The following is a 13630-nucleotide window of genomic DNA, read 5'->3' on the forward strand; positions in this document are numbered from 1 at the left end:
CCAACGACGGCGGCAGGAGCGACTGTGAGCACCTCGACCCGCACGTACGACCCGATCGACGTCAGCTCGATGGAGTTCTGGACCAGCACCGCACCCGAACGCGAGCGCACGTTCGCCGCTCTGCGCGCGGAACGCCCGATCTCCTGGCACCCCATGCCGGAAAGCGGGCTGATGGACGACCCGAACGATCCCGGGTTCTGGGCCGTCGTGCGGCACGCCGACATCGTGGAGGTCAGCCGGCGCAACGACGTGTTCGTGTCCGGCCGGGGCGTGATGTTCGGGAACGTGCCCGAGGAGCTGCTCGAGGCGTCCCAGTCGTTCCTCGCGATGGACCCGCCGCGGCACACGCTGATCCGCAAGCTGGTCAGCGCCGCGTTCACCGCCCGGCAGATCTCCCGGATCTCCGACGAGATCGACGAGGACGCCAAGACGATCGTCGAGGAGCTGGTGCGGGGCGGGTCCGACGTCGACTTCGTCGAACACTGCTCGGCCAAGCTGCCGATCCGGACGCTGGCCCGGATGATGGGCATTCCGCAGTCCGATTGGGACACGGTCGTGCACCACGCGAACGCGTTGGTGTCGGCCGCGGACCCGGAGTTCTGCGCGGGCCGCGACCCGATCCAGGTGCTGCTCGACTCGCTGTTCGTGCTGCACCAGACCGCGTCGGAACTGGCGACGCAGCGCCGGGCGCACCCCGCGGACGACCTGATGACGAACCTGACGCAGGCGGAGGTGGACGGTCAGCGGCTCACCGACCCCGAGATCGCCGCGTTCTTCGTGCTGCTGTCGGTGGCCGGCAACGACACGACCCGGCAGACGACGTCGCACGTCATGCGCGCGTTGACCGTGAACCCCGCGCAGCGCGAGTGGCTGCTCGAGGACTTCGAGGGGCGCATCGGCGGCGCGGTCGAGGAATTCGTGCGCTGGGCGACGCCGGTGATGACGTTCCGCCGCACCGCGGCCGTTCCGTTCGATCTGCACGGGCAACGGATCGACGAAGGCGACAAGGTCGTCATGTTCTACGCGTCGGGCAACATGGACGACTCCGTGTTCGAGCACCCGGAGCGGTTCGACCTCACCCGCAAGCGGAATCCGCACGTGGCGTTCGGCGGTGGTGGTGTGCACTACTGCCTCGGCAGCAACGTGGCGAAGGTCCAGCTGAAGGCGATCTTCCGCGAACTCTGCCGCCAGGTCCCCCACCTCCAGGCCGGCGAGCCGACCTACGTCCCGGGCGCCTTCATCCACGCCATCCGCTCCATGCCCTGCACCTTCTGAGCATTGATGGCACTCCTGTGACGCCGTTATTCGTTCGCGCGCGCAATTGACGGACAACCGAACCTGACGCCGAACTGCCCCGTGTTTTGCTGCACAACCAGCCCGGTTGGCAGCGCTACACCGGCGCTCTCCGCATCCGCGTCAGGAGTTTCTTTGTCATGTCCAAGAAGCGGTGCTCTATCGCAGCCTGCGCTTCGCTGATTATTTCCCTCGCCATTTCCTCGCCGGCGGCGGCTGATCCGAAACCGCCCGATCCCCGCTACGAGGTCATTGCGTCCTGGAAGGACAACACGGGGGCGGTAGTCTACCTACGCCGCGGTTCATGGAACGGAAAGAACGGATGGGGCTTCGAGAAGGTGACGCGCTATCACAACCTCAATATTGCTGCCGTCCGCCTCACCACGCAGTTTCCGGAGAGCCGAAACCACATCTCTGGACATAAATACCACTTCACCACGCCCGTGCACCATGTACGGTGCACCGGATGGTGGATCTTTCGCGACTGCCAAATAGTGGAGACGGTCGATGTGACGATTGGCGTGGACTTTCGCGACGTCGGCAACGGCTCGTTCGGCGTTGTGACCGCATTCTGTACCGGTGATCCACGATGCCCCGATTGGGTCAAGGGCGCGGCGAACAGCCGGTGAACGGTGACGATGCTCGTCAAACACCGCACGCGGTTGTGCAGGGGCGGTTGCTTGTGGAGCTTTCCGCGATACAGCGGGATCTTGCGCGGAGGCTAATCACGCGGGTCACATTTCCTCGCGAAGTGGGCGGGGCGGTGACCGTGGTATCCGACACGGGTTCCGTGGCGGTGCCGATCACCGCGGATCGGGCCGAGATCGCGGCGGCGTTGTTTCCCGGTGACCCGCCGCCCGGGCGGGGGGACGCGGAAGGGTTTCCAGTCACCTCGCCGCCGCGGGCCGTGCACGCGGAGATCCTGCACGATCTCGGTGTGCACTCGGATGCGCTCAGCGGATACCTCGGTGGGGGTGTCGTCTACGACGAGGTGCGTAGTGACGGGCTGACGGTCACGGTGGTGACCGTCCGCGACTCGCGGGGCGGGGTCGTCGAGATGGAGTTGTCGCTCGTGTCCGACGAGCCGGTGGTCGGGATGCCTTACACGCTCATGGAGAGCTTGCGCGCTGGCGAGCGCTGACGTTGCGGGGATGACGCCTGGGGTGTCGGCGGCGTTACTGACGGTGCCGCCGTGGCTCGGGATCCTGGCTCGAGGCACCCTCACTCGAGACGACGGGGACGAGCATGACGGGGTTGGCGTTCGGTGCGGCGGCGGTGATGCTGGTTTTCGCCGGGATCAGCGCGTTCACGGCGGTCGCGATGCGATGGACGCCCGAGACGCCGACGTGGCGGGGCGCGGTCGCGCGGCGGCTGATCGGCTCACAGGGGTCCAGCACCCGGTCGCTGTGGTGGGTCGCAACTGAGTTGGTGCTGCTGGGCGTCGGCAGCATCTTCGCCGGGCTGTCGACGATGCCGCGGTACGCGGAGACGATCTGGCCCGGGGCTCTCGCGACGCCGTTCTTCGTGGCCGGTATAGCCGCGGGCGTGGTGGCCTGGCGCCACCGACGCGCCGACGCCGCCCACCGCTGACGCACGGCAACTCGCACACGGTGGTGACGGGAGCTCGGCAGTGACGGGCCTTCGGGCGCGGCGGGCGTGGGCGGGCCTCCGCACCCGCGGAGGCCCGCCTGGCGCTACGAGGTCGCGACCAGCGCCCGGTTCGGGTGGCGGAACAGCCAGAAGCCGAGCGCGCGGGGCATGCGGCGCGGCTTCGACTGCGCGACGTACGGCTCCCAGACCGCCTTGAGCGGCTCGGGTACCACACTCGCCGCCACGTGACGGTTACAGGAATCGCAGGGAACGCGTTCCAGCGCTGCGTACAGGGCCTTGGACGTGCGAGCGGCCTCGACCTGGTCGTACCAACCGCAGCAGCGCTCGGAGCGCGCTAATTCGTCGTTCTGGGGCATGGGGGGAGCTGTCCCTTCGACACCGTCGTCGATCAAATCCTGGGACGATTCTGCACCCTCGTGTGATTTCTGTCTCGGAGTTACAGATGCCCGAGATCAGAAGCCCGGAAAGACCGCGCGCAGAGCGTCGAGATCGACGTTGGTGGCGGTGACGGACGGGCTGTGGGCCGGGTCCAGACGGCCGTACAGCAACCGCAGGAAAGCCTCCGCCGGAAGGCTGAGTTCACCAGTGCTGGCGCCGCCGTCCCACGGCCCGAGGGAGACCTTCTCGCCGAGGACGAGTGCGTACTCGGCGTCGGGGTCGGTGACCGTGACGTGGATCCGGCCTTCCGGGCCCGGCTTGCCGGCGAAGCCGACGAGGCCCTTGGCGACGTCGAGGACGACGAGGACCGCTTCGGGCAGGACGGTCGCGGACGGGTCGAGCATGACCTCGACGTCCCAGGTGTGCACCGCGTGCTCGGACAGCCGCATGGCGACGAAGGTCGAGAGGTCGGCCGGGCCGAAGAACATGGTGAAGGTCGCGGATCCGCGCTGCTCCGGGGTGAGCGCTTCGATCTTCTCGACGAGACGCGCGTCGGCGACGAGGGCGTCGGCGGCCTGCTCGTCGGGGGACTTGGCGTCCCAGACCGCCCAGATCGCCTGGAAGTCTTCCTGCTTGGGGGCTTCGGTGCCGTTGATGCCGGAGTCGAAGATCAGCCCGTTGATCTCGGCGCCGGAGCCGAGGTGCGACAGGACCTGCGCGATCGACCACTCGGACGGGTAGCCGGGGCTGCGGACCTGGTCCGCGGTGAGCGGCGCCGCGACCGCGCGGAGCCGGTCGTGGGAGGCGCGGAGGGCGGCGATGCGAGTGAGAGCGTCCGTCATGCGCTCACCTTAGGACGGCTCGAGTCCCCGCCCGCTGGCGGCCGCGCCGACGCGGCGCCGACGCCGACGCCGGCGCCGGCGCCCCGCCGTCCGCCCCCTTGAGCGCCGCTGCACGCGCGGAGGCCGCCGCACGCTCGGAGGCCGCCGCACGCTCGGAGGCCACCGCACGCGCGGGGGCCGACGAGGAGCGGGTGGCGAAGGTGGCGTAGAGGGCGGCTGCCGCGGCGAGAGTTACCAGGGCCTCGATGAGGAGGACGGTGAGGGGCCAGCCGCCGGCGTGCCAGCCGATGCCGACGGCGGCGCCGAAGACGCTGGAGCCTGCGTAGTAGGCGAAGACGTAGAGGGCGCTCGCGGTGGCGGGCCGGGCCGCGCCGATGACCGGGGCCCAGCCGCTCGCGGTGGAGTGGGCGCCGAAGAAGCCGGCGGTGAAGAGCAGGAGGCCGAGCGCCGTGGTCGGCAGCCACGGCGGCAGGGTGAGCAGGAGCCCTGCGCCCATCACGACGATCGAGGTGAGCAGCACCGGCGGCCGGCCGAAGCGGTCGGCCGCCCGCCCGGCCATCGCGGACGCGACGGTACCCGCGAGGTACGTCAGGAAGATCGCGCCGATCACGGCCTCGGAGACACCGAACGGTGCCGCCGCGAGGCGGTACGTCAGAAAGTTGTAGGTCGCGACGAATCCGCCCATGAGCAGGAACGGCAACGCAAGCAGCGCGATCAGCGCCGGATCGCCCAGTATCTGCCTCCACGCGTGGCCGGCACGGGGCGCCGGAGACCCCGCCGCCGCAGAGCCCGGCGCGACGACCGACGGGGGTAGGAGGCGCCAGAACAGGGCCGAGGCGATCAGGCCCAGCACGCCGATCGCGGCGAGCGCCCACCTCCACCCCGCCACATCGACAACCAGCGACGACACGAGCCGCCCCGTCACTCCCCCGACGGAGTTGCCCGCGACGTACAACCCCATCGCCGCCCCGAGCCCGCTCGGGTGCACCTCGGCCCCCACGTGCCCCATCGCCACACCCACAACCGCGGCGAGCGCCGCCCCACTCGCCGCGCGCAGCACGAGCAACGTCCCGAACGTGGGGGCAACCGCGCACGCGAACATCAACACGACCGACGCCACGAGCCCGAACCGCATCGCCCGGCGCCGCCCGAACCGATGCCCCAACCACGTCGCCGGCACGACCAGCAACGCCAGCGCGCCGGTCGTCACCGACAGCGAAAGGCTCGCGCTCGTGGCGTCGATCGAGAACTGTTCTGACAGACGGGGCAGCAACGGTTGCGTGGCGTACAGCATGCCGAAGGCCGCGAGGCCGATCGAGGCCATCGCCAGGTTGAACGAGCGGAACCCCGCGGTTCCAGGAACGTGATGAGGCACGCCCACCACGGTCCGCGAAACGATCGCATACGTCCAATACATCATTACTGGTTGAATGATGTCCATGGTGCATGAGTTCACGAAACCGCTGCAGGAACTGCTCGCGGTCGCCCGCACCGGCCACCTCACCGAGGCCGCCCGCGACCTCGGCGTGCCCCAACCGACGCTGAGCCGCTCGCTCGCCCGGCTGTCACGCCAGGTCGGGGCTCCCCTGCTGCTCAAGCAGGGCCGCGGCATCGCGCTCAGCCGCCACGGCCGCCTCCTCGCCGACGCCGCGGCGAAGGCGGTCGCGGAAATCGACGAAGCCGTGCGCCGGATCCGCGCCGATGTCGATCCCGAGGCGGGGCTGGTCCGGCTCGGTTTCCAGCACGTCCTCGGCGCCGACCTCGTCACCCGCACCCTCCGGGACTTCCACGCCGCGCGCCCCGGTGTCCGCCTCCAGCTCGCGGAAGGAGGTGCCGACCACCTGGTCGCGGACGTCGGAAAAGGGCGGTTGGACCTGGCGCTGGTGGCGATGCTCGACCGCGTCGAGGGGGCCCAGGTGCTCGGCACCGAGCCGCTGCGGGTGCTCCTGCCGTCCGACCATCCCAAAGCGCACGAAGCCGAGATCAACCTCGCCGCCCTCGCCGGCGAACCGTTCGTCGCGATGGCCGAGGGCTACGGGATGCGGACGATCACCGACCGCCTGCTCCGCGACGCGGGGCTCGTGCCCGACCCGGCCTGTACCTGCGAAGACCTCGCAACGGCAGCCGGGCTGGTCGCGGCCGGCCTCGGCATCACGGTCGTGCCGGCCGGCATCGCGCCCCCCGGCACGGTGGAGGTACCGCTGGAGCACGCAGCGGAACGCGTGGTGCAGCTGCTGTGGAACGCCGAGAGCGTCACGTCTCCTCCGGTGCGGGCACTCCGGGACGCACTGGCGGCGACGGTTCCAGCCCAGTTGCGGAGCACGACCCGCACGTACACCTGATCTCGTCGTCGTCGGTGTCGTGCCGGGTCGTGCCGCGCACCGCGCACGTCCTCGAACGCGGCCAGGTTCTGGTCGAGCGATGTCGCTCCTGTCAGCCCTCCGCGATCACGACCTCGGCACCCGCGCGGCGGATCGCGTCGATGCCCGCGGGGTCGGCGGACGAGTCGGTGACCAGCACGGACACGTCTGTGATCGGGCAGATTCCCGCCAGGTACGCGCGCCCGATCTTCGAGCCGTCCGCGACCACGATCACCCGGTCCGCGCGCCGGATCATGCACGCGTTGGTGTGCGCTTCGATCTCGTCGTGCGTGGTCAGGCCACCGCGTGCACTGATGCCGTCGACGCCGACCACCGCCACCTGCATGTTCAGCCCCTCGAGCGCCCGGTCGGCGATCGGCCCGACCAGCTCGTAGGACTGCGTCCGGGACACGCCCCCGGTCATGATCAGCTTCAGCCGGGGCCGCAGCGCGAGCTCCGAGGCGATGTTCAGCGCGTTCGTCACCACGGTCAGGTCCACCCGCTCGGCGAGCATCCGGGCCAGGATGTGCGTCGTCGTGCCGCCGGTGAGGCCCAGCGTCAGCGGGCCCTTCGGAAGCAGATCCGCGGCCCTCCGGGCCACGATGCCCTTTGCGTCCCGGTTCTGTCCTGCCCGGTACCGCACCGGCAACTCATAGGCGACGTCGACCGCGACGGCTCCGCCGTGCGTGCGCGAGAGCAGCTTCTGATCCTCGAGAACCTGGAGGTCACGGCGGATCGTCGCAGCGGACACGACGAACTCGTCGGCGAGCCGACCGGCGTCGACCGAGCCGTCGGCGGCCAGCCGTTCCAGGATCGCCGAGACGCGCTCGGCCCGGCGGAGTGACGAACGGGGCACCGGCAGCCTCCTCGAGAACACCAAACGAGCACTGAGAATAGTCCGTTTGGCGCGTAACACTGTTCGTTCGTGAGCGATCCGCGCAAAATCGCGCCATGACCGTGATCACGTTCCTTGGGGCCGGCAGCGTGGTGTTCACCCGCGAGCTGCTGGCCGACCTGCTCAATTTCGACGAGCTGCGCGGCGTCACGCTGAGCCTGCACGACATCGACACCGAACGTCTGGAGACCGCGGAGGCGATCGCGCGCCGCACGGCGGAGCAACTCGGCGCGACGCCCGAGATCCGCACCAGCCTCGACCGGCGCCGGGCCCTGGAGGGCTCGACCTACGTCATCAACGCGATCCAGGTCGGCATGCACGCGGCCACCGTGCGGGACTTCGAGATCCCCGCCAAGTACGGCCTGCGCCAGACGATCGGCGACACGCTGGGCGTCGGCGGTATCTTCCGCGCACTACGGACCTTCCCGGTGCTGGAGGGCATCGCGCGGGACATGCAGGAGATCTGCCCGGACGCGTGGCTGCTCAACTACACCAACCCGATGGCGATGAACATCGGCTACCTCGCGGCCGTCGCACCGGAGCTGAAGGCCGTCGGCCTGTGCCACTCGGTCTTCTGGACCGTCCACGACCTGTGCGAGCTCATCGGGGTACCGCTCGACGAGGTCGACTACTCCGCTGCGGGCGTGAACCACCAGGCCTGGCTGTACCGCTGGGAGCACCGCGGCGAGAACCTGTACCCCAAGCTGGACGCACTGCTGGAAAGCGACGACGACCTCAAGCGCCGGGTCCGGATGGACATGTACAAGCGCCTGGGCTACTTCCCCACCGAGACCAGCGAGCACTCGTCGGAGTACGTGCCCTGGTACCTGCACAACGATGCCGAGGTCGAGCGGCTGCGCATCCCGGTCGGCGACTACCTGCGGATCAGCCAGGGCAATCTGGACGAGTACGCGCAGGTGCGCGGTGACGTCCTCGCCGGCAAGCCCCTGGACCTGCACCGTGAGGCCACCGAGTACGCGCCGCAGGTCATCCACAGCATGGAGACCGGCGAGATCCGCCGCATCCACGCCAATGTGGCCAACCGCGGGCTGATCAGCAACCTGCCCGAGAACTACGCGGTCGAGGTGCCGTGCGTGGTCGACCGGCTCGGCGTCCGCCCGGAGCGCGTCGGGGCGCTGCCGGCGCAGTGCGCGGCGGTCAACCGGCCGTTCGTCAGCGTCGGTGAACTCACGGTTCGCGCCGCGATCGAGGGGGACCCGGCCAAGGTGCGGCAGGCGGCGATGGTCGACCCGAACACCGCCGCTACGCTGACCCTCGACCAGATCTGGGAGCTGTGCGACGAGCTGACCGTCGCGCACGGCGACCTGATCCCGACTGCGCTCCGATAACGGCGGGGTGCCGGTAACGCGCAACGGAGATTGCACGTTTGCGCGCGAACGCTTGTCGCGGATGCGCGAATGAGCATAATCCCCGTCATGGACGTCAGCGTCCGTCAATCACCTCGTCGCATGCTCCCCGGTGCTACCCGGCACCGGGGAGCACGCGATTCTGTCGTACTCAGCGCCTAAAACTTCATACCGGCAGGCGCCCACCCCGAACCCCCTCGAGAGGTGCAAGCGATGAGGTCCTCCACCCACGGTCGCCGGTTGGTCGCCGGTCTGGCCACTTTGGTCGCAGCGGCGCTCGCCGTGTCAGCCTGCAACGGCTCGTCGCCGTCGAGCAGCGGAAAGGACGCCGCCGAGGGCTACGACCCGAAGGCCACTGTGGAGATCACGTGGTGGACCGGGCAGACCGAAGAACTGGAGAAGAAGGCCGAGGAACTCGCCGCCGAGTATCACAAAGCGCACCCCAACGTCACGGTCAAGACGTCGGCCGGGGCAACGGTCACCGACGACCTGCTGACGAAGTTGTCCGCCGGGTTCACCAGCGGCAACTACCCCGACATCTCCTACGCGTTCGGCAGCTGGGCCGGTGAGCTCGCCGAGAGCAGCCGCACCCAGGACCTGCGTGACTTCGTGAAGGACCCGGCGTTCGGCTGGGACGAGTTCCCGGCTGCCGCCCGCTCCACCGCGACCGCGTCCGACGGCACCGTCATCGGCGTCCCGGCGCTGGTCGACAACCTCGCGCTGATCTACAACAAGACCTTGTTCGACGCCGCCAAGCTCCCGTACCCCACCGACGACTGGACGTGGGAGCAGTACCGGGAGGCCGCGAAGAAGCTGAACAACCCGGCGAAGGGCGTCTACGGCACCGCGTACTCCGTGTCGGGCAGTGAGGACACCACCTGGCACCTGTGGCCGCTGCTGTGGCAGAACGGCGGCAAGATCATCGACGGCAAGAAGCCCGCGTTCAACAGCGACGCCGGCGTCAAGGCCCTCGAGACGCTGCGCGCGATCGCTGTCGACGACAAGTCGATGTACCTCGACCAGACCGACGAGAAGTACTCGCCGCTGTTCTGGAGCAACCGGGTCGGCATGATCATGTCCGGCCCGTGGGAGCTGTTCGAGCTCGCCAAACACAAGACGAACTACGGCGTCGTGCAGCTGCCGGGCGTCAACGGCGACCACCAGACGGTGTCCGGCCCCGACCTGTGGGTGCTCTACAACCACGACGACGCCAACCGCGCCGGTGCGTCCCGCGCCTTTCTCCAGTGGTTGACCAGCAAAGAAGTCGACGCGAAGTGGAACCTCGCGATCGGTAATCTGCCGCTGCGCACCACCGAGAAGGACACCCCGGAGTTCACGTCGTACGTGAAGCAGTACTCGGGCGGGCAGAAGTTCTTCGACAACCTGCAGAACGCCGAGCAGGCCCGCCCGACGGTGTCGGGCTACGAGGAGATGTCCCGCAACGTCGGTGACGCGATCGCGAAGGTGCTCCAGGGCAAGGCGAAGCCCAAGGAGGCCCTCGACGAGGCCGCCGAGAAGTCCGCCGGCATCCTGGAAGACAACTAGTGAGCGTGGCGAGCCCGCCGCGGTTCGCCGTCGGGGCGCGGAAACCACCGTCCGCGCCCCGGCGCCCGCGCGGCCGTGAGGTCCGCCGCGCGCTGACCGGCTGGGCGTTCGCCGGCCCCGCGACCGTCGTCGTCATCGGTCTGTCGATCTTCCCCGCCATCTGGGCGTTCTTCATCAGCCGGACGAAGTGGAACGGGGTGGCGCCGCCGCGCGACCTGGGGTGGCAGAACTACCAGCGCCTTCTCGACGATCCGAACGCCGCCGACGCCGCCCGTCAGTCGTTGCTGCTCACGGTGACGTTCGTGCCGGCGTCGATCGTCATCGGGTTGTTCGTGGCAGTTGCTCTGAACCGGAAGATCCGGTTCATCGGCTTCTACCGCACGTGCATCTTCGTGCCGTACGTGGCTTCGGCGGCGGCCACGGGCATCCTCGCCGGGTACGTGTTCAGCCCGCAGTTCGGCATGGTGAACGAGGCGCTGCGGTCGCTGGGGCTGCCCACGCAGGGGTTCCTGGAGAGCCCGAGCCAGGCGCTGCTGACCATCGTCGTCATTGCGCTGTGGGGGGAGATCGGGTTCGTCGCGGTGATCTATCTGGCCGCGTTGCAGGATGTGCCGAAGGAGCTTGTGGAGGCCGCGATCGTCGACGGCGCCGGGCCGTGGAAGGTGTTCCGGCACGTGACGCTGCCGCAGCTGCGTCCGGTCACAGTGTTCGCCACGGTGTGGCAGACGATCACCGCGCTGCAGCTGTTCGACCTGATCTACACCTCGACGCGCGGCGGGCCGCTGAACAGCACGCAGACCGTCGTCTATTACATCTACGAGCTGGCGTTCCAGACACGGCGGCTCGGGTACGGCGCGGCGCTGGCCTACCTGCTGTTCGCGGTGACGCTCGTGCTCACGGTGCTCGTTGTCTGGTACGGGCGGCGGCGTGGATCGGAGGTGTTCTGATGGCTGGCACTCCTCCGGCGGTCGCACCGACTCCCGTGGCGGCACCGCGGAAGCGGCGGTGGTTGCCGTTCAGCGCGTGGCACCTGGTGCTGATGCCGTTGTCGCTGATCTTCGTGCTGCCGCTGGTGCAGATGGTGCTGACGTCGCTGATGCCCGAAGCGCAGATCACGAAGTTCCCGCCGGAGTTCATTCCGCGCGGCATCCACTTCGACGGGTACCAGACGCTGTTCGCCCAGTCGAAAATCGTGCGGTGGGTGGTCAACACCGTGGTGGTGTCGGCGGTGTCGGTGCTCGCGCACCTGGTGCTGTGTTCGCTGGCCGGGTACGGGTTCGCGCGGTTGAAGTTCCCCGGGCGGGGGCTGGCGTTCCTCGGGATCATCGCGACGGTCATGATCCCGATCCAGGTGCTGATGATCCCGACGTACCTCCTGTTCGCGCGGATCGGCATCGTCGACACGCTGGCGGCGGCGTTCGTGCCGTGGCTGGCGTCGGCGTTCGGCATCTTCCTGATGCGTCAGTTCTTCCTGTCGCTGCCGGTGGAGTTGGAGGAAGCGGCCCTGTTGGACGGGGCCGGGGCGTTCCGTACGTTCACGTCGATCGTGTTGCCGCTGGCGCGGCCCGCGTTGGCGACTCTGGCGGTGTTCACGCTGTTGTCCAGCTGGAACGACCTGCTGTGGCCGCTGATCGCGATCACCGACGACTCGAAGTACACCCTGCAGGTGGGGTTGGCGTCGTTCCAGGGGATGCGGCGGACGGAGTGGTCGCAGCTGATGGCCGGGAACGTGATCGCGACGCTCCCCCTCGTGCTGGCGTTCCTGTTCGCCCAGAAGCGCTTCATAGCGACGATGTCCTTCAGCGGCCTCAAGGGCTGACGCCGCGCCGCACCCGGTCGGGCCGCGCGGCCCACTCCCAACCGAGCCGCGCAGCCCGGCCGCCGCGGCGGGCGTCCGCGGATTGTGGCCGTCGCCGGGACGGCGGCCGTGTGTCGCCGCTGGGGGTCGGTGGTCAGGCCGGGGTGAGCGCGGCGCGGATTTCGGGGAGGGTGGCTTGGGCGGCGGTGCCGCCGGCGGCGCGGGTGCTGAGGGAGCCGGCTGCGGCGGCCCAGGCGACCGCGTCGGGCAGGTCCGAGCCGCCGAGGCGGGCGGCGAGGAATCCCGCGTTGAAGCTGTCGCCCGCGCCGGTCGTGTCGACGACGTCGACACGGAGACTCGGCGCCGAGTACTCCACGACCCCGAGCGCCGCCGCTACGGCCGCGGGGCCGGCCTCGGGCGCGGAAGCGGAGCCGCGGGCCGCGGAGGCCGGCGCGTCTGCCGCGCCGGGTGCGGGCGCGGAGGCCGGCGCGTCCGCGGCACCGGACGCGGACGCGGAAACAGGCACGGGCGCGGAGCCAGGCACGGGCGCGGACCCGGGCGCGGGCGCGGGCGCGGGCGCGGGCGCGGACCCGGGCGCGGAGGCCGGCGCGTCCGCGGCGCCGGACGCGGGCGCGGACCCGGGCGCGGAGGCCGGCGCGTCCGCGGCGCCGGACGCGGGCGCGGACCCGGGCGCGGACCCGGGCGCGGGCGCGGGCGCGGAGGCCGGCGCGTCCGCGGCGCCGGACGCGGGCGCGGAGCTGGACGCGGTGCTGCGGGCGGGGGGTGAGGTGGCGGGGGACCAGGAGCGGGCGCCTCGGGCGCCGTCTTTGAGGACGACGGTGGTGCCTGCGGCTACCAGGGTGGCCGCTGCGGCGGGGACGTCGTCGAGGCCGGTCACGGCGAGGAGTTCGGCGGTGTTGGGCAGGAACACGTCGACCCCGGACAGCAGCTCGCGGATGCCGGTCCAGCGCTCACTGGGATCCCAGTTCGTGTCGAGCGACGTCGTCACCCCCAGGGCCCGGGCACGGGCGAACACCCCCGCGAGCCCCTCCGCCAAGGCCGGCTGTAGGAACACGGAGGCGACGTGCAGATGCCGGGTCCGGGCGAGCAGTTCGTCGGTGACGTCGGACGGCTCGAGCGTCGGGATCGTGCCCGGCAACGTGAGGATCGACCGATCGTCCGGCGCGGACAGGATCACCGACAGACCGGTCGGCTCCCCTACCGCGGGCCGCGGATTCACCAGCGCGACCCCGCGCTCCTCCAACCACCCCCGCGTGACCCCGCCGAACACGTCATCCCCGACCCGGGCGAGCAACGCGGTCCGCAGCCCCAACCGCGCACACCCCGAGGCCGTGATCGCCGCGGACCCCCCGAGCACGAGATCCGCGCCCGACAGCAACTGCTCGACCTGCCCGAAGCGCGGCACGACGTCCCCGCGGAGCACGAGATCGGGGTTCGCGTCACCGACGACCAGCACATCGAGCTCAGTGTTCATTCCGCAGCCCCTCGGTGATCGTTTATGGTCGTAACCGCAGTGAGAC

At 69.9% G+C, this 13630-nt stretch carries 14 protein-coding genes; 9 read left to right on the plus strand and 5 right to left on the minus strand.

Annotation, left to right across the window (positions count from 1 at the left end):
• Positions 1–69 precede the first annotated feature (69 nt).
• The 4 genes from ACGFY5_RS10290 (at position 70) to ACGFY5_RS10305 (ending at position 2883) form a co-directional block, all read left to right on the plus strand.
• Positions 70–1275, plus strand: coding sequence for a cytochrome P450 (locus ACGFY5_RS10290; RefSeq protein ID WP_392720465.1), 1206 nt, complete (start codon positions 70–72; stop codon positions 1273–1275).
• 158 nt (positions 1276–1433) lie between these two features.
• Positions 1434–1922, plus strand: coding sequence for a hypothetical protein (locus ACGFY5_RS10295; protein ID WP_392719278.1), 489 nt, complete (start codon positions 1434–1436; stop codon positions 1920–1922).
• Positions 1923–2056: 134 nt separating this feature from the next.
• Complete coding sequence (locus ACGFY5_RS10300; protein WP_392719279.1) at positions 2057–2434, plus strand: hypothetical protein; 378 nt, start codon at positions 2057–2059, stop codon at positions 2432–2434.
• Positions 2435–2538: 104 nt separating this feature from the next.
• On the plus strand, positions 2539–2883 hold the full coding sequence (locus ACGFY5_RS10305; RefSeq protein WP_392719280.1) for a hypothetical protein: 345 nt from the start codon (positions 2539–2541) through the stop codon (positions 2881–2883).
• Between the two features lie 104 nt (positions 2884–2987).
• On the opposite strand, the gene ACGFY5_RS10310 is transcribed toward ACGFY5_RS10305, so the two are convergent.
• From ACGFY5_RS10310 to ACGFY5_RS10320, 3 genes are all read right to left on the minus strand, one after another.
• The gene (locus ACGFY5_RS10310) at positions 2988–3260 is read right to left on the minus strand and encodes a hypothetical protein (protein ID WP_392719281.1); all 273 of its coding nucleotides are present in this window, start codon (positions 3258–3260) and stop codon (positions 2988–2990) included.
• A 96-nt stretch (positions 3261–3356) separates the two neighbouring features.
• Positions 3357–4124 (minus strand): maleylpyruvate isomerase family mycothiol-dependent enzyme, encoded by a 768-nt coding sequence (locus ACGFY5_RS10315; protein ID WP_392719282.1) that lies wholly within the window; start codon positions 4122–4124, stop codon positions 3357–3359.
• A gap of 4 nt (positions 4125–4128) precedes the next feature.
• A complete protein-coding gene (locus ACGFY5_RS10320) occupies positions 4129–5499 on the minus strand; it encodes an MFS transporter (protein WP_392719283.1) in 1371 nt (456 codons plus the stop codon).
• A gap of 64 nt (positions 5500–5563) precedes the next feature.
• On the opposite strand from ACGFY5_RS10320, the gene ACGFY5_RS10325 reads away from it, so the two are divergent.
• Positions 5564–6466, plus strand: a complete 903-nt coding sequence (locus ACGFY5_RS10325) for a LysR family transcriptional regulator (protein WP_392719284.1) — start codon at positions 5564–5566, stop codon at positions 6464–6466.
• Positions 6467–6557: 91 nt separating this feature from the next.
• Here ACGFY5_RS10325 and ACGFY5_RS10330 read toward each other — a convergent pair whose 3' ends face one another.
• On the minus strand, positions 6558–7340 hold the full coding sequence (locus ACGFY5_RS10330) for a DeoR/GlpR family DNA-binding transcription regulator (RefSeq protein WP_392719285.1): 783 nt from the start codon (positions 7338–7340) through the stop codon (positions 6558–6560).
• A 95-nt stretch (positions 7341–7435) separates the two neighbouring features.
• Between ACGFY5_RS10330 and ACGFY5_RS10335 the strand changes: the two genes are divergently transcribed.
• The 4 genes from ACGFY5_RS10335 to ACGFY5_RS10350 all read left to right on the plus strand — a co-directional run bounded on the left by ACGFY5_RS10335 (position 7436) and on the right by ACGFY5_RS10350 (position 12110).
• Complete coding sequence (locus tag ACGFY5_RS10335) at positions 7436–8728, plus strand: alpha-glucosidase/alpha-galactosidase (protein WP_392719286.1); 1293 nt, start codon at positions 7436–7438, stop codon at positions 8726–8728.
• A 231-nt stretch (positions 8729–8959) separates the two neighbouring features.
• Positions 8960–10291, plus strand: a complete 1332-nt coding sequence (locus ACGFY5_RS10340; protein WP_392719287.1) for an ABC transporter substrate-binding protein — start codon at positions 8960–8962, stop codon at positions 10289–10291.
• Complete coding sequence (locus ACGFY5_RS10345) at positions 10291–11238, plus strand: carbohydrate ABC transporter permease (RefSeq protein WP_392719288.1); 948 nt, start codon at positions 10291–10293, stop codon at positions 11236–11238. Before ACGFY5_RS10340 ends, ACGFY5_RS10345 begins: the two co-directional genes overlap by 1 nt.
• A complete protein-coding gene (locus ACGFY5_RS10350) occupies positions 11238–12110 on the plus strand; it encodes a carbohydrate ABC transporter permease (protein ID WP_392719289.1) in 873 nt (290 codons plus the stop codon). The genes ACGFY5_RS10345 and ACGFY5_RS10350 overlap by 1 nt, the downstream gene beginning before the upstream one ends.
• Before the next feature lie 133 nt (positions 12111–12243).
• Here the strand turns inward: ACGFY5_RS10350 and ACGFY5_RS10355 are convergent, their stop codons facing one another.
• Positions 12244–13584 (minus strand): PfkB family carbohydrate kinase, encoded by a 1341-nt coding sequence (locus ACGFY5_RS10355; protein ID WP_392719290.1) that lies wholly within the window; start codon positions 13582–13584, stop codon positions 12244–12246.
• Positions 13585–13630 lie beyond the last annotated feature (46 nt).

It is taken from the genome of Cryptosporangium sp. NPDC048952, from assembly GCF_043197895.1.
Taxonomy (GTDB): domain Bacteria; phylum Actinomycetota; class Actinomycetes; order Mycobacteriales; family Cryptosporangiaceae; genus Cryptosporangium.

Bases quoted from the DNA above. Each gene is read 5' to 3' on its own strand.
- ACGFY5_RS10350 (WP_392719289.1), top strand. From the start codon at position 11,238: ATGGCTGGCACTCCTCCGGCGGTCGCACCGACTCCCGTGGCGGCACCG.
- ACGFY5_RS10290 (WP_392720465.1), top strand. From the start codon at position 70: ATGGAGTTCTGGACCAGCACCGCACCCGAACGCGAGCGCACGTTCGCC.
- ACGFY5_RS10310 (WP_392719281.1), bottom strand. From the start codon at position 3,260: ATGCCCCAGAACGACGAATTAGCGCGCTCCGAGCGCTGCTGCGGTTGG.
- ACGFY5_RS10305 (WP_392719280.1), top strand. From the start codon at position 2,539: ATGACGGGGTTGGCGTTCGGTGCGGCGGCGGTGATGCTGGTTTTCGCC.
- ACGFY5_RS10315 (WP_392719282.1), bottom strand. From the start codon at position 4,124: ATGACGGACGCTCTCACTCGCATCGCCGCCCTCCGCGCCTCCCACGAC.
- ACGFY5_RS10295 (WP_392719278.1), top strand. From the start codon at position 1,434: ATGTCCAAGAAGCGGTGCTCTATCGCAGCCTGCGCTTCGCTGATTATT.
- ACGFY5_RS10325 (WP_392719284.1), top strand. From the start codon at position 5,564: ATGGTGCATGAGTTCACGAAACCGCTGCAGGAACTGCTCGCGGTCGCC.
- ACGFY5_RS10340 (WP_392719287.1), top strand. From the start codon at position 8,960: ATGAGGTCCTCCACCCACGGTCGCCGGTTGGTCGCCGGTCTGGCCACT.
- ACGFY5_RS10355 (WP_392719290.1), bottom strand. From the start codon at position 13,584: ATGAACACTGAGCTCGATGTGCTGGTCGTCGGTGACGCGAACCCCGAT.
- ACGFY5_RS10335 (WP_392719286.1), top strand. From the start codon at position 7,436: ATGACCGTGATCACGTTCCTTGGGGCCGGCAGCGTGGTGTTCACCCGC.